Genomic DNA, 20,402 nt, shown 5'->3' with positions numbered 1-20,402 from the left:
GCAAAGTTAGAAGAACCACTGTACCGCTAAAAGATGTACTTCGTCGTTAGCTTACGGATGGTTTAACTTCCAGAAAGGAGAATACGTACATCAAGCTGGAATTAAAACATAATGCCGAGGCTAGACAGCTAGAAGAAGATTTGAAGGAAACCTATCCAGGCGAAAACATTTCGCCTCCAAGAATTCGGAGAACGAAAGTCTTTACGGCTATCATTATCGTATTGGTACTGGCAGGTAGTGGATATTTGTTTTCGCTTGGCAGGAAATGGCAAACTGTTCCAGCAAGAGAAGAAGCAACCTACCGTTTTGAAAATAAGGCGCTTTCTGAGTTGTGCGAGGTGATTGAAAAGCGGTATTCGGTTATAGTGACTTTTGACAGGCAGGAGGTAGGAAACTATCATTTTACCGGAATGCTCGATACCGAGGCACCGCTGACAGAGTTTCTGAAAAAGCTAAAAACGACATCCGGCATTGAATATTACTATGATGAAGGTGGGATATTGCACTTTAGATAGAGAATAATTTGTCGAATGGAGTCACTGCCAGGTCCATAATATGAAAGCGTTGGAATATATCCTTGACGAGGCGGAGATATGCTCATCAGTATAAAGAAACCACTGAGTGCAGGCTCCATAGCTGCAAAACTGCTTGTTTCTCGGAGGGGAATAGCACAAAAGTGTTATTTTGTTAAGCTGATGTTAATGATTAGGCAAAGAATTTTAAATTGTGGCTAGTGCTTCATTAACAAATCCAACCTTTATTTATGAATGGACAACCTCATTCTCAGTCAAAGTCGGCAAAAAGTAGAGATAAGGTATTTGAAGTAGCGTATAAATATTACGACTATGTTCTATGGGTTGCTAAGAATAGAGTAAAAAATGAGCAGGTGGCCGAGGATATTGCGCAAACGGTATTTATTAAGTTTTGGCTAAGTACCACTTTTAGGGAAGGGGGATCGATTCGGAATTACCTTGCGCAGATATGCCATCATGAATGCTTGACCTATCTTAATAGCCAAAAGGCGAAGATAGTTGACCTTAATGAATCAGATAGTAGTTCTTTTATTGTAAATGAACATTTTTCAGAAGGGTTTCAAATTCGGGAATTTATCAATCATGTAATAGCAGATTTGCCGGATCGCTGGCGTGAGGCGTTTAGCTTGGTATTCTACCAGAATCATTCTTATCAGGAAGGCGCTCAGGCGATGAATATAAGCATCAACACTTTCAAAGATATTATGAAGCTCACCTTAAAGAGGGTGAGAAAAAAACTCGTCCATCTAAGAAGCTAGTCCATTTAAAATAGCATATGGAATATAACGACGATTATTTTTATGATCTGGTTCAGAAAAAACTAGCAGGAAACGCCAACCTGGACGAAGAGAACTATATTCATGAAGTACTCAGCCGGTATCCTCAAGCGCGAGAATTATATGATGACCTGGTAGCCATGCATGAAGACAAAAATTTTCAGGAATACCTGAAAAGTCCTGATTATGTCCACAGCAAGCAACAGTTGATGAATCGTATTCTTCACGCTGAGCATCAGCATCAGAAGAGAAAATCGTGGCTACTTGCTGCTGCGGTTATAGCCACTTTTGCTATTACTGCAAGCGTTTATTTTTTTCTGAGCTATCAGAAATCTTCTACTGAGATCCTCGTTGGTAATCAAATCACCCTACAACTGGCAGACGGTAAACAAATCAAGTTACCCACATCCAGTAATAGCGGACCTGTTTCCTTAACGGCTGCAGGAGCAATTCTCCGTGCGGATAGCACCACGCTGAATTTTACCGCCATTGAAACTGGCTCAGCTAATACGTGGAATACGTTAACAGTACCTATTGGTAAAACGTACTCCATTGTGCTCGAAGATAGTACAATTGTGCATTTGAATGCTGCTTCAAAGGTCCAGTTTCCGTTCGCTTTCACAGGGCATACGCGTGAAATAATGGTTGATGGAGAGGCATATATCAACGTTACTCAAAAGTCAAACCATTCTTTCATTGTCTATACTCCCCATAGCATCATAGAAGTACTGGGAACTCAATTTAACGTAAACACCTATGACTCTGGTGTGGTACGTGTGGCTCTGGTTAAAGGAGCGCTACGTGTTAAAGGAGAGAACCAGCAGGTCACGATCCATCCCGGCCAGGAAGCCATTTATGAGGCTGGCCGTGGCATGACGGTTCAATACTTTGAGGAAGATATCAGGATAGGCTGGCTAAAGGGCCTCTATTATTTTGAAAATCAAAAACTAGAAGATATTGCTGTTGTTATCAAACGATGGTATGGAGTAGACGTAGTTTTTGATAATGCTGCTTTAGGCAAGAAGACGTTTCAAGGTGTGCTTGATAAAAATAAGAGTCTTTCAACGTTCTTGACCAATTTAACTAGCGCTGGTTTTAGTAATGGCCTTGAAATGGAATATTATTACGAGAATGCTGTTTTGCACATTCGCCAAAAGGTAGAGAAGTAAATAAATTCCACCAACAGTTAAAATTCTACCAATCCGAGGAGCAATTTCTCCAAACCATTATTTTATTATTGACCACCGGATGGCAACTGAACGCTCAAACCATCTTTGTTGATCCGTCGAAAGGAAAGGATACCCAAACAGGCGCCGAGATGGCTCCATTGGCAACACTGGATAAGGCTGTGGCGATGGCCGCTGCTTTTTCCGGTAAAGAGCCGGTTAAGATCAAACTTTTTCCCGGACTATACGTGCTGCCGGAAAAGCTGATGATCCAGTCGCCCGCCCGCATTGAGGCCGTCACGCTTCCGGATGATGCGGACTGGCTGTCCGCAAAAATGCATTCCTCCCCGGGCGGCCGGTCCGAAAGCACGATTTGAAAATCCAGTTTTTCTCAATGTAGCCCACATTGCCGGTAACTGGAACGATGGGGTGGTTCCTGCCAGCGATGCTAGTTTTGTTTTTGACCATGTTCAGCAGGTTAAAAAGGAGAAAGTATTAGTGGTACCTGCTGAAGCATCAGGGAACAAGGCGGGACTCCCTTCGATACCGGAGGCCGATAATGTGGGAGCGGGATTGTTTAAAATCCGAGGTAGATGAATATCCCGTATTTTTGAGCTCATCATGAGTACACAATCCTTCAAAATAGACGTCTCCCCTTCCATCGGCACGGTATCTGCCAGGTACACTGCCCCTGGCAAGCCCGTCTGCATCTTCACACTGGCGCATGGAGCCGGTGCAGGGATGGATCATTCGTTTATGGAAACGCTGGCTGAGGCATTTTCAAATGCCGGTATCGCCACTTTACGGTTCAACTTCCCTTTTGCAGAAGGTAAAAAGGGCAGGCCAGATACACCAGCAGTAGCGCATGCCACCATTGCAGCAGCTATCACAAAGGCGCATGAGTTAAATCCCAAACTGCCGCTGTTTGCTGCCGGAAAATCTTTTGGAGGAAGAATGAGCTCGCAATACCTGGCTGCTAACCCGGAGGGCAATGTAAAGGGAATTGTGTTCTATGGTTTCCCTTTACACCCTTCTGGTAAGCCTTCCACTGAGCGGGCCGAACATCTGAAAGCTTTGAAAATACCCATGCTGTTCCTGCAGGGTACGAAAGATACACTGGCTACCTGGGACCTGATCGAGTCGGTATGCGGTGCTTTGAAGAAAGCTACCCTGGTGAAACTGGAAGGTGCGGATCACTCTTTTAAAGCAGGGAAAAAAGATACGATGTCGTTGTTGGTGAGTGAAACGGAGAAATGGGTAAAGAAGGTACTTTAAAGCTTTCTGAACTGCCATCCCGTACAATATTGCTACATCAGCAGCATTTTTATACGAATGTTCATATGCATGCGCACTGTTTTTTTACTAGGAGAGAAAGAGCGCGTTCCTTTACCTCTCTGCAGGATAGTAATCCTGCCGGAAACCGGGATACGCCCTTCTCAACATTACCGAAGCATTAACATGCCAATACACTCGGGCATCCCATCGCACTGCATTTCATGGCAACCGTAGTAGGACGCGCGTTAGCAGTTTCATGCGTATTTACGCTCAGCTTTGCAACTTTAATCTTATCAAGAAGCAGTTTTTTGGAGGTCTTACTTTTCATAATCGTATGTTTTTTATAAGCAGGTGAGGTGATGAATGTTTATTAAAAGTAAGTGAAATCCCATTACCTAAAATCCCGTCAAAAGGGGATTTCCGCCTGTTGTTTGGCGTGATAAGCCCCTTTATAAGTCCTGATAGGCACCCTTGAAATTGATACAGTGACGATAACTTTGTAAGCACAATAAAACAATTCCACCATGATCCTCGTTCACGACATCTTCATTGCTAAACCGGGCAACGGTTCAAAACTTGCCAAACTGTTTAAAGAAGTGATGAGTGAGAGCAAAGAGTTAGTTAACGTGATGACAGACGTTACAGGGCAGTTTAATAAAGTAGTTGTGGTGACCAAATTTGATAACCTGACTGCTTACGAAAACAACTGGGAAGAGATGCAGAAAGATACCGCGCTTATGGAAAAGATGAATAAAAAAATGGCCGGGTATCATGAAATGTATCTTACCGGGTCAAGAGAGATATACCAAATCTGGTAAGCCGGTGTTTTTAATGGCTACATTTTTCCTTCTTTTTAAAGAGGTGGGCTATCTTTTCCCACCAGGTAAGGTGATCACGCCTAAGATGGCCAGGCAGGTCCACTTTCTCATAGATGACAACTGCGCCCGTTTGATGTGATGTTGGTTTTGTTGCATACCCGGTCACAACAATCTCCTGCAGATCAGTTGCCGATTGATGCAAGGAGATAGTAATGGGAGCTAAGAGCTGTTCCGCACTTAACGTTATTTCTTTTGTGTTGTACCCCGGCTGCTAATTCTGCATGTCACTGCTGCAGCACCGGCAGGTATGGTAAACCGGAATTTCCCTGCGGCATCGGTAACGGCGCCAACTCCATTGCTTCCTGACAGGGTAATGGTAACCCCTTGTAACGCTTCATTAGTGAGCGCGTCTATCACCTGGCCTTCACAAAATCGTGGTGTATGCTCTCTGGGAACAGGGATGGTTGTCAATTGTTCCACTCCCAAGTCAGCAGCATGTGCCTTGCTATTAGCAGGAACAATGGCTGCTACCAGCGAGGCAAACAATGCAGCGGGCAGGAAAGCATGCCGTGGTTGTTGTACCGCTGCTACCAAAGCACGATTTAGCTGTACAGGCTGAAAACGTCCACAGAGTGTTCCCGGATGCTTACTGATCACAGCCAGTATTTCCTGGTCTGTCATTGCCGAGAAGTCAATTACATGCTTTTCGCAATGCAAACAAAAGCGCCCATTTGCTGCAGGTCTCATCTCATTCCAGGGCTGCGAACAGGGTTGAGGAATATCAAGGTGTAGGGAAGCTTTCCTTTTCATAGCTTACTAAATATAGTAAAAATACGATTACAAGGAAAGCGGAATTAACCGGGCAAACGGGTATGATTGAAAAATCTGAACATTTGCTGCACCGTAGGGTCAGGCGCTTCTTCCATCAGGAAATGTCCGCCTGGAAGGGCCGCACCAGATGCATCGTCCGCCCATTGTTTCCAGACAGACAGCGTATCTTCTTCGCCGCCCGGGTTGTCTCCTGCAGACCATAGTACCAAAAGCGGACATTGTATACGACGATTGTTTTCCCGGTCTTGCCGGTCGTACTCCGCATCCAGGAGGTTGCAGCGGTACTCGGCACACATGGCTGCTATCACGGTTTCCTTCTCAAAGCAACGCAGGTATTCAGCACGGGCTTCAGGCGTGATCTGTTCCGGGTCTGCCGCCCAGCTATCCAGGATGTGGTTAAGATAAAGCGCCGGACTTACACCTATCAGCTGTTCAGGCAAAGGGGCCGGCTGGCCCAGTAAGATCCAGTTTCCCATTTTGAGGGCGGTTTCGAAGGTAAAGCGCTCCATCACTTCCAGGGTGGGAATAATGTTCAGTACGGCCAGGCGGGATACTATCTCCGGGTGATCCAATGCCATACGGTAAGCTACCCTTCCTCCCCTGTCGTGTCCCGCTACAGCGAAAGTATCAAAGCCCAGTTCAGCCATCAGCTGAACAAAGATGTTGCCGTAAGCCCGTTTGGTGTGGCATTCCTGCCCCGCATCCGGATCAGGACCTGTTGAATCTCCATAGCCCGGAAGGTCGGGGAGGATCACTGTATATTCTGTGGCCAGCTGGGGAGCTACTTTATGCCATGCGGCCCTGGTCTCGGGGAAACCGTGCAGCAGTAGTAAAGGAGGCCCGCCGCCGGCCATCAGCAGATCGATAGTGCACTTATCAATTTCAAAGCTTTTATGGGTAAATGCATCAAACATGATCGAAGGATATTTCGTGAATGAACACAAATATCCCGCCACTCCTGTTTTAAAGAGATCAGTGATTTTTATATTTCCAGACCTGCAGCGGGTCTATTTTTGCTGAAAATCAAACAACATGAAAATACTACCGCCTGGATAATGTGAACACTGCACAACACAATAAAGTAGTAAAGAAGGTCTATGAAGAAGCAATGAACAATATGCCGGCTATGCTGAAGCGACTGAATATCACAATGGACCGGGGCTTATATACGGCGCTGAAAGAGCAGTAAGTTACTTGTAAGGCTATTAGCTTTTTCCTCATTTTTCTGTTATATTCAGGGAAATATTTCCGATATGAATATAAGGCACTACTTGCGGCCGCTCCTTCTACTGGCGACCGTTATTGCGCTAAGATTCCACGGTTACGCCCAGACTTCGCCGGTACAAAAGATATTCCCGGAAGGAACGATTGTCCATCCCAATATATCCTATGCCAATGATACGCTGAAAAAGCATCTGCTGGATATTTATCTTCCGCCTAGTGCGGGCAATAATACCCCGCTTATTGTATGGATACATGGAGGCGCCTGGATGCTGAATGATAAGTATGCGGATATGAGCTACATGAAGGAAACCATCCGGGGATTTATTAACAAGGGCTATGCGCTGGCTTCTATTGATTACCGCTACAGTACAACAGCGGTCTTCCCTGCGCAGATACAGGATTGCAACGAGGCCCTTGAATACCTGTATCAGCATGCAGGCGAGTATAAAATAGACAAGCATAAGATAGCGCTGATCGGGTTTTCTGCGGGTGGTCACCTGGCCTCTCTGCTGGCATTATCGGCCAATAACCAGGTAAAGGAGTTTTATCCTGCTGGTATGGCGCCTCATTTTAAGATCAAATGTGTGCTGGATTACTACGGCCCTGCAGATCTGATTGCCTTGGCAGGCAGTACTGCAGCGCCGCCGGATAATGAACCAAATCCGCTTGCCATACTGCTCGGGGCTGCTCCCTTGAAAAGGCCAGACCTGGCAAAGAAGGCGAGCCCGGCCTCCTATGTTGATAAAGATGATCCTCCTTTCTTTATAGTACAGGGTGAAAAGGATGCATCTGTGCCGTATACACAGTCTGTATTGTTAAGTTCGTGGCTGACTGTCAGCGGGGTAAAAAATCAGCTGACGATTGTTCCCGGTGCGCCGCATTATGGAGTCATGTTCGATGCGGAGAATATACGGCAACAGCTGTTTGCTTTCCTGGAAACGCATCTGAAGTAAGTGCGGTTATCCCCTTTCTTTCAACTCCTTTAACCGCTGCCTTTGCGTATCGCGGTTAAAGGAGAATACTTTCAACGCTTTTTCTTTATTGTCCGTACAGGTAATCAACCAGTCTGCTTTTGCTATCAGCATGGTCACATGCGTAGTATTGCCGGTATCCAGGCGGATCTCTATTTCTTCCAGCAGCAGATCAGTGATCACATCAAGTGCGCGATAGTCCATATTGTGCTCATCAACGAAGGCTGCAAGCTCGTCTATGGTCATCCCGTCAAAGACGTCTTTATCTTTGAACTTTGTGCCTCTGAATGCAACGCGGACCTCTTCCAATGCCTTGGAGGGATTGGATTTTTTCATGTTTATGATAGTCCGGAGGATCCTCCCCAGTTCTTCCACGATCTCTAAAATGTAATCCTGTCGCATGTTACGCCGGTTATCATTTCACGCCCAATGCCTGCTTTACGGCCGGCACCACTTTAGTGCCAAACAGCTCTATTGCCCGCAGTATTTTATCATGTGCAATATAGCCTTTTACCAATTGTCCCAGGAAACGGGTATGTCCAAACAGTTTATGCTGATACAGTATCTTATCGATCACTTCCTGTACGCTGCCAACAAACAGCGGTCCTTCAGGCATGCGCATGTGCTCAAAATGTTCCCTGGTAAGCGGCGGCCAGCCCCTGTCTTTTCCAACACGGTTCATCAGTATCTCGTAGGAGGGGAAGAATTCATCTGCCGCCTGGTCGGAATCTTCCGCTACATAGAACTGCGAGTTAATGGCCAGTTGCAGTTGCGCAGGATCGTGCCCTGCTTCCCGGGCACATCTGCGATAGAGTTCAACAAGGGGAACAAACTGGCTGGGTTTACTCCCCAGTATGGCCAGCACCAACGGAAGGTTCAGGCGCCCTGCCCGCCTGGAAGAGGCAGGTGTGCCGCCTGAGCCAATCCATATGGGTAAAGAAGACTGATAAGGCCGGGGATACACACCGCGCTCATGCAGCGGTGGTCTGAATTTGCCTTTCCACGAAACGATCTCATGCTGGTTGACGTGCAGCAGCATGTCCAGCTTTTCTTCAAAAAGCGCATCATAATCAGCGAGGCTGTATCCATAGAGCGGAAAGGATTCTGTAAATGAGCCTCTGCCTGCGAGGATTTCTGCCCGTCCGCCGGAGAGCAGGTCTACCGTTGCAAACTGTTCAAACACCCGCACCGGATCTGATGAGCTGAGCACCGTAACGGAGCTGGATAAACGGATTTTCTGTGTAACGGCGGCTATCGCTCCCAACACCACTTCGGGAGATGAGACCACGAAGTCAGGCCGGTGATGCTCGCCTACCGCATACACATCCAGGCCTATTGCGTCGGCCAGCCTGGCTTCGGCTATTATTTCCTGCATCCGCAGGTAGGATTCTTTTGCATTCCCGGAAACACCCTCCGGTTGTACTTCTCCAAATGTGCTGATACCAAATTCCATGTGCCTGTATTTTTCCTGTCCTGCAATATTAAAGCAATATGCTGAGATGTAGGACTACCCATTGCCATAAAGCGCTCCACCCTTTGGAATTTGGTATTTGAAATTTGGAATTTGGCGCTCGGTACCTGGCACTTCCCATTTACCCCTGTGGTTCCTGGTAACGTACAAAGTCTATACCGATGCCGTTGGGGTCGATGATGGCGAAATGACGGTCGCCCCAGGGCTCGTCTTTCATCTCTACGCTAATGGGTATGCCTTTGCTTTTGATGGTTTCATACCAGGCATCCACTTCATCCATTTCGATAGTGAGGTAAACACCACGGCCATTGAAGGGCTGTTGAAAGATGGGGGCCTGGGCAGGTAATCCCGGCTTCAGGAAAGCGATCTCGGAACTATGGCCGGGTGTATGCAGGAGCAGGTACCATTCGTTTTCAAATGTTACGCCAAAGCCCAGTTGCGCTACATAAAAGTGCTTAGTAGCCTGTAAATTGTCGGTGATAATACCAGCGTTCAGTTTCATAATGTTTAATTTTGACTGCTGCAAAACTACGCCGGTACAGAGGGCATACATTGTAAAAAACGGACAAACTTAATCCAGCGCTATAGCAGGCGTTAAACCGTACATGTGTTTAAACTCCCTGATAAAATGCGCCTGGTCATGATAGCCATAGTCAAAGAAAAGCTTGTTCCTGCGCAGCGCCTGACGGGATGGTTTAGCATGCAGGATCTGCTGAAAGCGCACCACTTTGCTGAACATCTTGGGTGTGTCGCCAACATAGCGCTCAAAAAGACGCCTGAGCTGTCGCGGACTGATGCCTGTCTGCAATTCTTTTTCGATAGACAATACGCCCTGTGAGCGGAGAATGATATCTACCGCTGCATATAAACGGTTATCAGGTTGGGGGTTGATACCAGCCAACAGGTGCAGCAGCAGTTGGTCCAGTGAGTGTTTTACAGATTGCAGGAAATGCTTTTCACCGGCAATATTCTCCAGCTGCTTTGCCACGCGGGGCAGAAAGGTGGATAATGCTTCTACTTTATCTGTGAGATCTCCTGCATTAATCTTAAACAATAATGGCAGGGCAGTAGGCAGGAAACGGATTCCGATGTAGTTAAACGCCCGGCCCAGCGGGAACTCCGTAAAGGCGGTGGAAAATCCCATGAGGTAGGGGTTACATGGGGCAGCTGCTTCAAAAAAGATATCCATACAGCCATCGGCCACCACCCGGTATTGGAACGCCTCTTCCAAAGGGCTGGTAGTGCTTAGCTGCCAGTAACAGAATATGTAATGCGCCAGGCGGGTATCGGGTGGGTACTCATGATAGCGCACACCGTCCATCCCTGCTTTTACGGCAGGCTGAGAAGGCCTGAAACGGTCCTTTATGACGGTGAGCGCTTTCATGTGTGTTTACAAAACTACGGATTGTTGCCGCATTTCACGCAGGTGTTTACCGGTGAGTGAATGTGGCGACCGGAGCAGGCCTGCGGGCCTTCCTTCATGGAGGATGGCGCCGCCTTTTGCGCCGCCTTCCGGCCCGAGGTCAATGATCCAGTCGGCATTACAAATCACATCCGTATTGTGTTCTATGACGATAACGGTGTTACCGGCATCCACCAGGCGGTCTATGATCTCCAGCAGGTGCCCGGTATCCGACATGTGCAGTCCCGTGGTGGGCTCATCCATGACATAAATGCTGCCTTTCTTATGCAGCTCGCCGGCCAGCTTGATGCGTACATCCCTGTTCATGAAACGGCCGGTGAGTGTGTTGGACTGCACGAATCAAAAATCATGGAACTGTTCCTGCTGCAGGCCGAACAAGCCGAGCGGCTGGCAGGCGGCGCCGCAGTAAGCCTGCACCCCGCTGACAAGGAACGTTTATATGCCGCCCGTGAATATGTAAAAGAACACATGTTTGATCCTATCAGCCTGATGCAGGTGGCCAGGCATTGCGGACTCAATGACTTTAAGCTGAAGAAGGGATTCAAGGCTTTGTTTGGAACTACCGTATTCGGTTACCTGAATGAGCTGAAGATGGACTACGGCAGGCAGATGTTGTTAGCATCTGCCTGCACGGTAGCAGAAGCAGGTTATGTGCTGGGGTATACTGACAGCTATAATTTCTCCAAGGCTTTTAAGAAATACTTTGGCTATCCGCCCGGCAAATTAAAGCAAAAGCACTGATCATCTGGCGCCCAGGGTTTCCTTGTGCAGCGGGTCTGCCATGTTCTGTACAAACCAGTGCGGATACTGTATAGCAGGCTGGGTAAGATCATCCAGTGTTTTGAGCGCTTCCGCACTGAGCGTTATATCCACTGCTTTCAGGTTGTCTTCCAGCTGATGGATCTTGCTGGCGCCAACAATGATGCTGGACACTACCGGTTTGCTGAGCAGCCATGCCAGTGCAACCTGAGCCGGGGACGCATTGAGGCCAGCGGCTATTTCTTTCATCACATCCACTATCTTGAAACCTGTTTCCCTGTCATAAGGGATGATATCGAAACCAGCGAGGCGATTGTCCTGGTCTTTCAGGTTCTCACGTGTATATTTACCACTAAGGAAGCCGCTGGCCAGGGGACTCCAGATGGTCATACCAATTCCCGCATGCTGCATGAAAGGAACCATGTCATGCTCCACATCGCGGCCCAGCAGGGAGTAGTACAGCTGGCCATTGCAGAAAGGCGCCCATCCCCGCTCCCTTTGCATTTGCCAGGCCAGGGCGGCCTTCCAGACAGTCCAGTTGGAGAAACCCACATATCTCACCTTGCCGGTCACTACCAGGGAATTCAGCGCTTCGAGGGTTTCTTCCAGCGGCGTATAGGGATCTTCCTTGTGCAAAATGTAGAGGTCTATATAATCGGTATTGAGTCGTTTCGGGCTTTGCTCACAGGAGTAAAGGATATGACGGCGGGAAAGTCCTGCCTGGGTAAGCGGCTGACCGGTGCGGAAGCCTGCTTTAGTGGCAATCACCACATCCTGTCTGCGCTTAGCCAGGGTTTTGCCCAGCATTATTTCTGACTGGCCACCGGCATAACCGTCGGCTGTATCAAAGAAGTTAATACCGGCGTCCAGCGCTTTGTCTACCATGGTTTGTGCGTCTTCCTGCGTTACTTTATATACAGCAGCCAGTGAGGGGTCATTACCGAAGGTCATAGATCCGAATGACAGCCTGGAAACAATAAGGCCTGTATTACCCAGTTTAGTATACTTCATCTGTGCGGGTTTTTAATATTAAGATAAGTTATGCTACTACAAGGGTTACGGTGGTGAATTTAAAGTACCTGTCGTGAAATAACAATAAGATAAGATTAAGCTTTGCCCCTGCCTGATTATTTTTTACTTTTAAGTACCTTGATAGCAGCTACACCTAAACCCATTCACTATGGATCAGTCCAGAAGAGATTTCCTGAAAACAGCCGGCTGCCTGACAATAGGATTTTCCCTCAGCGCTCTTTATCCTGCAGGTTCCACGATGCCCCTGCAGGAGCTTCCCGGTTCGCTGCAAAGATATCCCGGGATAGACGCCTGGCTGGAAGTACTGGCCAATGGCAGCGTGCGCGTGTTTACAGGTAAAATAGAACTGGGACAAGGCATCCGCATTGCCATTGCACAGGTAGCGGCAGAAGAGCTGGACCTTGCTATTGACAGGGTGAGCGTATCACTGGCAGAGACCGGCGTAACACCCAATGAATCTTATACTGCGGGCAGCGCTTCCATTGAAACCAGCGCCATGTCTGTTCGCTATGCCGCAGCAGCGGCCAGGCAAAAACTGCTGCAGCTGGCTGCTATGCGTTTAGGGGTACCGGCAGCGGAATTGCAGCTATCGGACGGAAAGATCCATACAAAAGACAAAAAGCGCACGCTTACATTTGCCGAAGTGCTGGACGGTAAAAAGCTGGATGGCGAGATCAAAATGCCGGTGCCACTGAAAGCGAAACAGGACTACCGGTATTCCGGTAAGCCTGTTCCCAGGCAGAACCTTGCCGCAATGGTTAATGGAGGGCCCATATTTGTGCATGACCTCCGCTTCCCGGGTATGCTGCATGCCCGCATTGTACGGCCACCGGTTTATGAGGCCCGGTTGGATCATTTCAACGAAGCGAATGTGAGATCAAAAGTACCGGAGCTGCAGAAAGTAGTTGTGAATGGCAACTTCCTGGCCGTTATCGCGAAGGGCGAATACGCGGCCATGCAGGCGCAAAAGATATTATCAGAAAACACGAAATGGACCTTTACAAAACCGCTGGAAGGCGGTAATGACCTGCCGGCCCATCTCAGAAAACTACCTGTTAAATCAGAGAGCGTACAACAAAAAGGCGAGATGCTGACCGGCGGCGCCACCATGCGTGCCAGTTATTTCAAGCCCTATATCATGCATGGCGCTACGGGCCCTTCATGTGCGGTGGCGCTGTATGATAAAGACCAGCTGCATATCTGGACGCACAGCCAGGGCGTATACCCACTGCGAGAATCCCTGAAAGATATGCTGCAGCTGCCTGCTGAACGCATCCACATCAAAGGAGTACCCGGAGCCGGCTGCTTTGGGCATAACGGCGCTGACGATGTTGCTGCCGAAGCTGCGCTGCTGGCTATGCAGGTACCGGGAAAGCATATACGTTTGCAATGGTCCCGCCAGGAAGAACATGGATGGGAGCCCTATGGCAGCGCTATGCTGATGGATGCAGCTGCCATACTGGATGCCAGGGGCAGGATCAGCCACTGGCAATATGCGCTGTGGTCTGACACCCATAGTACGCGCCCCGGCGGCAAAGCAGCCAACCTGCTACCTGCACGGTACCTGCAAAAACCCTTTGCGTCCGGCGGCTCTACCTATAGCGGAGGCGCTTCCCGCAATTCGGAACCTTACTATAATTTTCCCAACCTCGATATCAAAGCGCACACCTTCCGGGGACCGCTGCGCGTATCTGCACTGCGCAGCCTGGGGGCCTTTGCCAACATCTTTGCGATAGAATCTTTTATGGAAGAACTGGCAGTGGCCGCAGGGAAGGATGCCTATACCTTCCGGCTGATGCACCTGGAAGATGAACGGGCTATTGCCGTGCTGCAAAAGTTGCAATCAATAGCAGTGGCAAAGGAACATGGTAAGGATCATGGCATGGGCATTGCCTTTGCCCGGTATAAGAATACGGCCGCCTATGCCGCCGTAGCGGCACAGGTGCAGGTTACCCGTGGCCAGGTAACGGTACAAAAGATGTGGGCGGTGATCGATGCAGGAGAGATCATCAACCCGGATGGTATCAAAAACCAGACAGAAGGCGGTATGGTACAGGCGGCCAGCTGGACGCTGCGTGAACAGGTGCAATATGATACGCAGATCAGGAGCCTTGACTGGTTCTCTTACCCTGTACTGCCCATCAGCGAGGCGCCAGAAGTGGAAGTAGCGCTGATAAACCGCCCGACGGAAGAGCCCCTGGGTGCCGGCGAAGCGGTACAAGGGCCCGCGGGCGCAGCGATTGCCAATGCGGTGTATCATGCCACCGGGAAACGGGTGCGGGCGCTGCCGATATTGCCTGAAAAATTATTGTAATGATAGAACGCCCTTACTTCCTTGCGGTGGCCTGACGCACTTTGTTCACTTCTTCCAGTGTGAAAGGTTTGCTTTCATCTGCAAAACGGCTGGTGAGAAAAGTAAGGATGGAAGCTACAGCATGATCATCCAATACATCTCTATGGGCAGGCATTACACCGTTGTAAGTTTTTCCGTTCACTTTAATCTCTCCCTGCAGGCCGTTGAGTACAATGCTGATCAGGCGATTACGATCACCATTCACCCATTCAGATCCCACCAGTGGCGGGTAACGGTTGTTATCTCCCTTGCCATCGCGCTGGTGGCAGCTGGTACAATAAGCATTATAAAGCATATGGCCGTGCATCTGCCCCCCTTTACCCAGGTTGTCATTTATTTCGTGGGGCGTTTTGATATAACTGCGGGATTTGCGCGCTTCCATGGCTGCTAACTGTGTTTCCCCAAATTGGGTCTTGTCTCCTTTATACATCACCCGCCAGATCTTTCCCTTGTTGGATTCGGAAATATACAAGGAGCCATCAGGACCTTCTGCAAGGCCCATTGGCCGGTATACCGCATCGCTGGTATTCACGACGGTATCCACACCGGTAAAGCCATCTGCAAAGACTTCCCATTTCCCGGTTGGCTTTCCGTTCTCAAAAGGCACAAAACAAACAATATAACCGGCCTGCGGATAAGGAGAACGGTCTGTTGAACCGTGGAAAGCTACAAAAGCGCCTTTCTTATATCTTTCAGGAAACTGGTTACCACGATAGAACAGCAGATCCATAGGCGCCCAATGCCCGGGAAAACCCAATACCGGCACATCAAATTTTGAGGCGCGCCCTATTATTTTCCCATCGCCGCCATAACCTGGCTGCAACACGTTCTTCCCCTGCATATGATCAAAGTAAGCATAGGGCCATCCAAAATCGGAACCTTCTGTGACTTTCAGCAACGGCTCTGAAGGCAGTACGGCGGCCTGCCAGGAAGTGAATACCTGCGGGTAACGGGTATGAAAATTATCCATGCCGTTCATCACCACGTACAGGCAATCATCGTCCTGGTTCCAGGCGATGCCTAATACGCTGCGGATGCCGGAGGCATATTTGTAGCCATCCTGCTGCGTCTGGCCCTCCTTATCTTCATCAAAACGCCAGATACCGCCATGCCATTGCAGATCGGGAGCGGGGTCCAGACCCTTTCCACCCGGCATGCCTCCGGGACCTGCTTTGTCAATATCCTGCGCGGCATCAGTAGGCGCGCCAAAGGGCACGTACATATGCCCCTTGTTATCAAAGGCCATGGGTTTGGCCGTGTGCCAATGCCGCCGGATGTTCCCACTGGTATCATTCAGGATGATCTCTGTTCTGCTATCGGGTATAAGCTGTCCCGGTTTGAGCTTGTTCCGCAGCACCTGCCGCAACGTGGATGTGTACAGGTAACCTTTGTGGATCATCATCCCTACAGGCAACCCTCCTTCATCTTTATAGCCGCCAAAGTAAGCGATAATATCTGCCTTACCATCGTTATCCGTGTCACGGAGGCCTACCGTACCGCCGGCGCCCTGCATTACATCATTATAGACCAGCTTTACATATATATCGCCATTGGTATTTACGGTAAGGTGCCTGGCACGGCCGATACTATCCGCCACTACCACTGCCTGGAAATTGCCGGGAAGGATAAGGCCCCCGTTGTCTGGATCGCCGGGAGGCAGAACTAACGAAGTTTCATTTTTACATTGTACCAGGCTGCTGAAAATAACACAACACAAACACCACACGAGCAAGGGACGACATATTCCAAAGGCAGGAAAGGAAGATCTGTACATGCGCTTCACGTTTTAGGGTAAATCAGAAAGTGCTGCTGCATTTCTGGTCTACACTAATATACGCGAATCCGCCTGCTCTTTTAAGAAGATTTGATGAACGTAAAGCGATCAGTGATCAGATAATACCACGGCCGGTTTGGCGCCCTTTTTACGTGTGGCCATCAGCAGTAAGGGTAAGCCTAACAGGAAGATCAGGCCTACTACCAGGTAAGCATCATTAAAGCTCATCAGGTTGGACTGTTTTGTTACGCTCAGATCCAGCAGCTGCAATCCCTGGTGATAAGCCTGATCTGCAGGGGCGCCTTTGCTGGCGAAATAATGGGTATATGCAGACAGGCGTTGCACCGCAGCAGGATTATCCGGTGTGAGGTTGGACACAAGGTCTGAGCGGTGCACTGCATTGCGGTGATGCAGGTAGGTGTTGACCAGGGCAATGCCAAAAGAGCCACCCAGCTGGCGCATCATGTTATTAAGTGCAGCGCCCTGCGGTATATCTTTAGGTTCGAGCGAAGATACAGCCAGGGTGGTTAATGGTACGGTTACCACCGCCAGTCCAACTGCGCGCCACAGCAGGGCCACGGTAATATTTCCTGCACCGGCGTCCAGGTTCAGGGAAGACATCTGCCAGCTGAACAAGGCAAAAAGAAAGATACCGGATGCGATCATATACAAGGGCGACACACCCCGCTGCAGCAAGCGGGCAGATACCATCAGGCCACCGATAGCGAGACATGCGCCTGGCAATAACAATAATCCTGTTTGCGTAGGTGTAAAACCCAGTAAACGCTGTGCAAAAACAGGCGTAAGAAAAACGGAACTAAAAAGGGCAATGCCTGAAACAAATGTAAGTATGGCAGCAATGCTCAGGTTACGGCTTTTCAGCACGCGCAGGTTCACTACGGGATACGATACCCGCAGTTCCCACCACACAAAGAGGATGGTACCGAACAACGAGATCACCGTTAACCAGGTAATATAGCTGGTTTCGAACCAGTCTTCCGTTTCCCCTCTTTCCAGCACCGTTTGCAGGGCGCTGACCGCTACCGCCAGCAGGAATATGCCAAGCCAGTCTATTTTTGCAGGCGCCTGTTTGATCTTAGGCTCACCCAGCAGGGCAAAACACAACGCTGCAACAGTGATACCTATCGGCACGTTGATATAAAAAATCCAGGGCCAGGAATAGTATTCTGTGATATATCCGCCCAGGGTGGGGCCAATAGTAGGTCCTATGAAAACACCGATCCCAAATAATGCGCTGGCCACATTCTGTTTCTCTTTGGGAAACAACTCAAATACAACCGCCTGCGATACGGATAGGAGCGCTCCGCCGCCAATACCCTGCAGGAAGCGAAAGGCCACCAATACCCAGATGTTGGTGGCTTGTCCGCACATAAAGGAAAAGAACGTAAATGCAATGATAGAACCAATGTAATAATTGCGCCTGCCCAGTTTATTGGTGAGGAAGCTGGTGATCGGGATGATGATCACGTTGGCGATGGCATAGGCCGTAATTACCCAGGAAGTATCTTCTACCGTAGCGCCCAGGTTACCGCTCATGTGCGACAAGGCTACGTTCACGATGGAAGTGTCAATAAGCTCCATGATGGCCGCTACAATAACGGTCACTAAGAGTAGTGTTCTTTTCATTGCTGTAAATATTAAATTATACCGATTGGTATATTCCTGTGCAAAAAAAATTTATCACAGGTTGTTGATCAGTTGCTCTACTGACTGCATGATTGTTTTACGGTAATTCAATCTGCCGGTAAGCTTGGTGATCATGATAGCGCCTTCCAGTAAGGCGATCATGGTAAGCGCTGTTTGTTCGGCGTCTATATCTGCTTTTAACTCTCCGTTCTCAATGCCTTTGCGAACCAGGGCAGTAAGGCTGTTCTTCCAGACTGTCAAAGCCGCGGCGGCTTTCTCTTTTAATGCCTCATGTGTATCATCTGCTTCTATGGCGGTATTCAGTATGGGGCAGCCTCCTTCAGGAAAGGGACCTTTCAGGAAGTCGTTATACACTTTTACATATACCTGCAGTTTTTCCCTGACAGTGTTATACCTGCTCATCTCAGCTCTGATGAGCTGTTGTACCTGTTGAATATTATGATCAAATGCAGCGAGGGCCACTTCGTCTTTATCAGAAAAGTTTCCGTAGATACTGCCCTTTGTTAAGCCGGTGGCGGCGGTAATATCGTTCAGGGAAGTACCGGCGTACCCCTTCTTATTGAAGAGGGGCGCTGTTTTTTCAATGATAAAAGCTTTTGTCTTTTCTGCTTTGGACATGATCTCCCTTACTTTGACAGTACAAAAATATACCGTTTGGTATTATCTGCCAAATATTTTATCCCTCTACCTTCTCGAAGTCGTATCTGCCCTTGATGTAGCGGTTCAGGTATCTGCCTTTTGAGGTGGCTTTTTTCATGGCTTCGTATACTTTTCCGGGCACTCCCTTATAGTCGTATACCATACCGGATACATATACTATCCTGAGTGTAGCGGTATCAGGATCATACCTCATGCGGGCAACAACGGAAGAGGGCATAGCTATGGTATTGTTCCGTTATTGTACTATCAAAAATAAGGCCCTGGTAAAGTGTGGGAATATGGGGATCTGTTGGGACTGCCAGGGTGAGGATGGGAATACGGTTCAGGCAATTGATGGCCCCAATGACCGGGGCCACCAATCACAAGATGAAAATCAAATGTTTAGAAATATCCGGGCAGGACACTATTCTTCTTCCTCATCATCTTCATCGTCAAAGCCATCTTCATCCAGCCACTCCATGTAGGAGTAGTACCAGTCCTCCAGCTGTTCAAGCAGTTCCTGCTTTTTATCAGGGTCATTATGGAAGAACTCATCTACGTTGTCCAGCTCTTCCACGATATCTATATAGGCAGTTTCTTCGTCTTCTTCCACACGTTTGGCAAAAAAGCGGGGTTTTTCCGTGTGAAAAATGTATTCATTGTCAGGATCGGTAATAGGATCGTCGGCGATCATAAACTTAGGTAACTGTGCCATTTCAATTCATTTAGTACTCAAAAATACTCGATTCCTTGATTATGCAATCCAACAATAAAAAAATCCATGGCAGATCCTACTTGGTGAGTACCAATCCCGCTGCCGGCACCCATTTATCGTACTCCATATAAGCCGCTACTCTTCTGGCCGCTTCTTCGCCGCGTAACTTTGCCACCAGGTGTAATGCGCCATCAATGCCGGCTGATATACCAGCCGTGGTAATGACTTTGCCGTTATCTACAAAACGTACGTCGGATAACACTTTTGCCTGTGGTACGGCCTGGCGGAGGTTGTCTATGCTTTCATGAAAAGTGGTGACGGTTTGCCCATTCAGTATCCCGGCCCTGCCCAGGATGAAAGCGCCGGTGCAAACAGAAAAATAGTGCATTACGTTTGTCTGCCTGTTTATCCAGCCAATAACATCCGGATCGTTAACGGCCCTGCCCGCATTACCGCCAAAAAAGGCCAGTACATCTGCTGCGGGCGCATCGTCCAGGGTGTAATCCGGCAGTATTTTCAGCACACCCTGGGAGGTAATAGGTCCTTTTGTTTTTGACACCGTGAAGATCTCAAAATTGGCATAGTTGAACACCTCCATAGGACCGGCAAAATCCAGTACTTCTACCCCATCCTGCAAATAGAAGGCAATTTTAAGCCGCTTGCGGGTAAGGCGTTTATGTTCTTCTTCTGATTGTCTCACCAGCTCCATATTACAGTGAGGGCAGTTGCCCGGGCTGTCAAAAGCAATGGTATCACATGCATTGTTGCAGGGTGTGCAGTAGTAATGGATCCTGGACTGGGCCAACCCGTTGCTGGCCGCCAATAGCAGACAGCAAACTGCGGCATGGAAGATTAAAGATTTCATGTGGGTGGTATTTTGAGCTCAAGGTAGGATAAGCGCAAAACAATTACCGGACAGGATAGCGACATATCGGGACATTCTTTAAATGCGCATGGTCCATAACATACGGGAT

At 48.6% G+C, this 20,402-nt stretch carries 24 protein-coding genes; 10 read left to right on the top strand and 14 right to left on the bottom strand.

The window, feature by feature from the left end; all coding sequences use genetic code 11:
- Window positions 1–140: 140 nt before the first annotated feature.
- The 6 genes from Q0577_RS23230 (at window position 141) to Q0577_RS23205 (ending at window position 4,568) form a co-directional block, all read left to right on the top strand.
- Entirely contained in the window at window positions 141–515 is a 375-nt protein-coding gene (locus Q0577_RS23230) for a DUF4974 domain-containing protein (RefSeq protein WP_298740551.1), read from the top strand.
- Window positions 516–763: 248 nt separating this feature from the next.
- A complete protein-coding gene (locus Q0577_RS23225) occupies window positions 764–1,291 on the top strand; it encodes a sigma-70 family RNA polymerase sigma factor (protein WP_298740549.1) in 528 nt (175 codons plus the stop codon).
- A 17-nt stretch (window positions 1,292–1,308) separates the two neighbouring features.
- On the top strand, window positions 1,309–2,478 hold the full coding sequence (locus Q0577_RS23220) for a FecR domain-containing protein (RefSeq protein WP_298740548.1): 1,170 nt from the start codon (window positions 1,309–1,311) through the stop codon (window positions 2,476–2,478).
- Between the two features lie 149 nt (window positions 2,479–2,627).
- Window positions 2,628–2,852 (top strand): hypothetical protein, encoded by a 225-nt coding sequence (locus Q0577_RS23215; protein WP_298740547.1) that lies wholly within the window; start codon window positions 2,628–2,630, stop codon window positions 2,850–2,852.
- Between the two features lie 244 nt (window positions 2,853–3,096).
- On the top strand, window positions 3,097–3,750 hold the full coding sequence (locus Q0577_RS23210; RefSeq protein WP_298740545.1) for an alpha/beta family hydrolase: 654 nt from the start codon (window positions 3,097–3,099) through the stop codon (window positions 3,748–3,750).
- Between the two features lie 524 nt (window positions 3,751–4,274).
- Complete coding sequence (locus tag Q0577_RS23205; protein WP_298740544.1) at window positions 4,275–4,568, top strand: NIPSNAP family protein; 294 nt, start codon at window positions 4,275–4,277, stop codon at window positions 4,566–4,568.
- A gap of 243 nt (window positions 4,569–4,811) precedes the next feature.
- Here the strand turns inward: Q0577_RS23205 and Q0577_RS23200 are convergent, their stop codons facing one another.
- Window positions 4,812–5,378 carry a carboxypeptidase-like regulatory domain-containing protein gene (locus Q0577_RS23200; RefSeq protein WP_298740543.1) on the bottom strand — a complete coding sequence of 189 codons (567 nt, stop codon included), beginning with the start codon at window positions 5,376–5,378 and terminating at the stop codon, window positions 4,812–4,814.
- 44 nt (window positions 5,379–5,422) lie between these two features.
- Window positions 5,423–6,313: an alpha/beta hydrolase gene (locus tag Q0577_RS23195; RefSeq protein WP_298740542.1), complete on the bottom strand. Its 891-nt coding sequence runs from the start codon at window positions 6,311–6,313 to the stop codon at window positions 5,423–5,425.
- 143 nt (window positions 6,314–6,456) lie between these two features.
- Between Q0577_RS23195 and Q0577_RS23190 the strand changes: the two genes are divergently transcribed.
- Together Q0577_RS23190 and Q0577_RS23185 are read left to right on the top strand one after the other, a co-directional pair.
- Window positions 6,457–6,588, top strand: a complete 132-nt coding sequence (locus Q0577_RS23190) for a hypothetical protein (RefSeq protein WP_298740541.1) — start codon at window positions 6,457–6,459, stop codon at window positions 6,586–6,588.
- A 64-nt stretch (window positions 6,589–6,652) separates the two neighbouring features.
- Window positions 6,653–7,576 carry an alpha/beta hydrolase gene (locus Q0577_RS23185; protein ID WP_298740540.1) on the top strand — a complete coding sequence of 308 codons (924 nt, stop codon included), beginning with the start codon at window positions 6,653–6,655 and terminating at the stop codon, window positions 7,574–7,576.
- 6 nt (window positions 7,577–7,582) lie between these two features.
- On the opposite strand, the gene Q0577_RS23180 is transcribed toward Q0577_RS23185, so the two are convergent.
- The 5 genes from Q0577_RS23180 to Q0577_RS23160 all read right to left on the bottom strand — a co-directional run bounded on the left by Q0577_RS23180 (window position 7,583) and on the right by Q0577_RS23160 (window position 10,824).
- A complete protein-coding gene (locus Q0577_RS23180; protein WP_298740538.1) occupies window positions 7,583–7,996 on the bottom strand; it encodes a hypothetical protein in 414 nt (137 codons plus the stop codon).
- A 13-nt stretch (window positions 7,997–8,009) separates the two neighbouring features.
- Window positions 8,010–9,047, bottom strand: a complete 1,038-nt coding sequence (locus Q0577_RS23175) for an Atu2307/SP_0267 family LLM class monooxygenase (protein ID WP_298740536.1) — start codon at window positions 9,045–9,047, stop codon at window positions 8,010–8,012.
- Window positions 9,048–9,186: 139 nt separating this feature from the next.
- Window positions 9,187–9,567, bottom strand: coding sequence for a VOC family protein (locus Q0577_RS23170; protein WP_298740534.1), 381 nt, complete (start codon window positions 9,565–9,567; stop codon window positions 9,187–9,189).
- A gap of 69 nt (window positions 9,568–9,636) precedes the next feature.
- Window positions 9,637–10,449 (bottom strand): helix-turn-helix domain-containing protein, encoded by an 813-nt coding sequence (locus tag Q0577_RS23165; protein WP_298740533.1) that lies wholly within the window; start codon window positions 10,447–10,449, stop codon window positions 9,637–9,639.
- Between the two features lie 6 nt (window positions 10,450–10,455).
- The gene (locus tag Q0577_RS23160) at window positions 10,456–10,824 is read right to left on the bottom strand and encodes a hypothetical protein (protein WP_298740532.1); all 369 of its coding nucleotides are present in this window, start codon (window positions 10,822–10,824) and stop codon (window positions 10,456–10,458) included.
- A gap of 12 nt (window positions 10,825–10,836) precedes the next feature.
- Between Q0577_RS23160 and Q0577_RS23155 the strand changes: the two genes are divergently transcribed.
- A complete protein-coding gene (locus tag Q0577_RS23155) occupies window positions 10,837–11,229 on the top strand; it encodes an AraC family transcriptional regulator (protein WP_298740530.1) in 393 nt (130 codons plus the stop codon).
- Here the strand turns inward: Q0577_RS23155 and Q0577_RS23150 are convergent, their stop codons facing one another.
- On the bottom strand, window positions 11,230–12,258 hold the full coding sequence (locus tag Q0577_RS23150; RefSeq protein WP_298740528.1) for an aldo/keto reductase: 1,029 nt from the start codon (window positions 12,256–12,258) through the stop codon (window positions 11,230–11,232).
- A 169-nt stretch (window positions 12,259–12,427) separates the two neighbouring features.
- Here Q0577_RS23150 and Q0577_RS23145 point away from each other — a divergent pair, with 169 nt between their 5' ends.
- Window positions 12,428–14,593 carry a molybdopterin cofactor-binding domain-containing protein gene (locus Q0577_RS23145; protein ID WP_298740527.1) on the top strand — a complete coding sequence of 722 codons (2,166 nt, stop codon included), beginning with the start codon at window positions 12,428–12,430 and terminating at the stop codon, window positions 14,591–14,593.
- A gap of 13 nt (window positions 14,594–14,606) precedes the next feature.
- On the opposite strand, the gene Q0577_RS23140 is transcribed toward Q0577_RS23145, so the two are convergent.
- From Q0577_RS23140 to Q0577_RS23115, 6 genes are all read right to left on the bottom strand, one after another.
- Entirely contained in the window at window positions 14,607–16,406 is a 1,800-nt protein-coding gene (locus Q0577_RS23140) for a c-type cytochrome (protein WP_298740526.1), read from the bottom strand.
- A 108-nt stretch (window positions 16,407–16,514) separates the two neighbouring features.
- On the bottom strand, window positions 16,515–18,053 hold the full coding sequence (locus tag Q0577_RS23135; RefSeq protein ID WP_298740525.1) for a DHA2 family efflux MFS transporter permease subunit: 1,539 nt from the start codon (window positions 18,051–18,053) through the stop codon (window positions 16,515–16,517).
- 54 nt (window positions 18,054–18,107) lie between these two features.
- Window positions 18,108–18,692 carry a TetR/AcrR family transcriptional regulator gene (locus Q0577_RS23130; RefSeq protein ID WP_298740524.1) on the bottom strand — a complete coding sequence of 195 codons (585 nt, stop codon included), beginning with the start codon at window positions 18,690–18,692 and terminating at the stop codon, window positions 18,108–18,110.
- 58 nt (window positions 18,693–18,750) lie between these two features.
- A complete protein-coding gene (locus tag Q0577_RS23125) occupies window positions 18,751–18,951 on the bottom strand; it encodes a KTSC domain-containing protein (protein ID WP_298740523.1) in 201 nt (66 codons plus the stop codon).
- A gap of 186 nt (window positions 18,952–19,137) precedes the next feature.
- Entirely contained in the window at window positions 19,138–19,428 is a 291-nt protein-coding gene (locus Q0577_RS23120; protein WP_298740522.1) for a hypothetical protein, read from the bottom strand.
- Between the two features lie 76 nt (window positions 19,429–19,504).
- Entirely contained in the window at window positions 19,505–20,293 is a 789-nt protein-coding gene (locus Q0577_RS23115) for a DJ-1/PfpI family protein (protein ID WP_298740520.1), read from the bottom strand.
- Window positions 20,294–20,402: the final 109 nt, after the last annotated feature.

The organism is uncultured Chitinophaga sp., assembly GCF_937898475.1.
Classification (GTDB): Bacteria; Bacteroidota; Bacteroidia; order Chitinophagales; family Chitinophagaceae; genus Chitinophaga.
The sequence above is the reverse complement of the archived record's forward strand: the minus strand, read 5'-3'. Positions and strand labels throughout refer to the sequence as shown.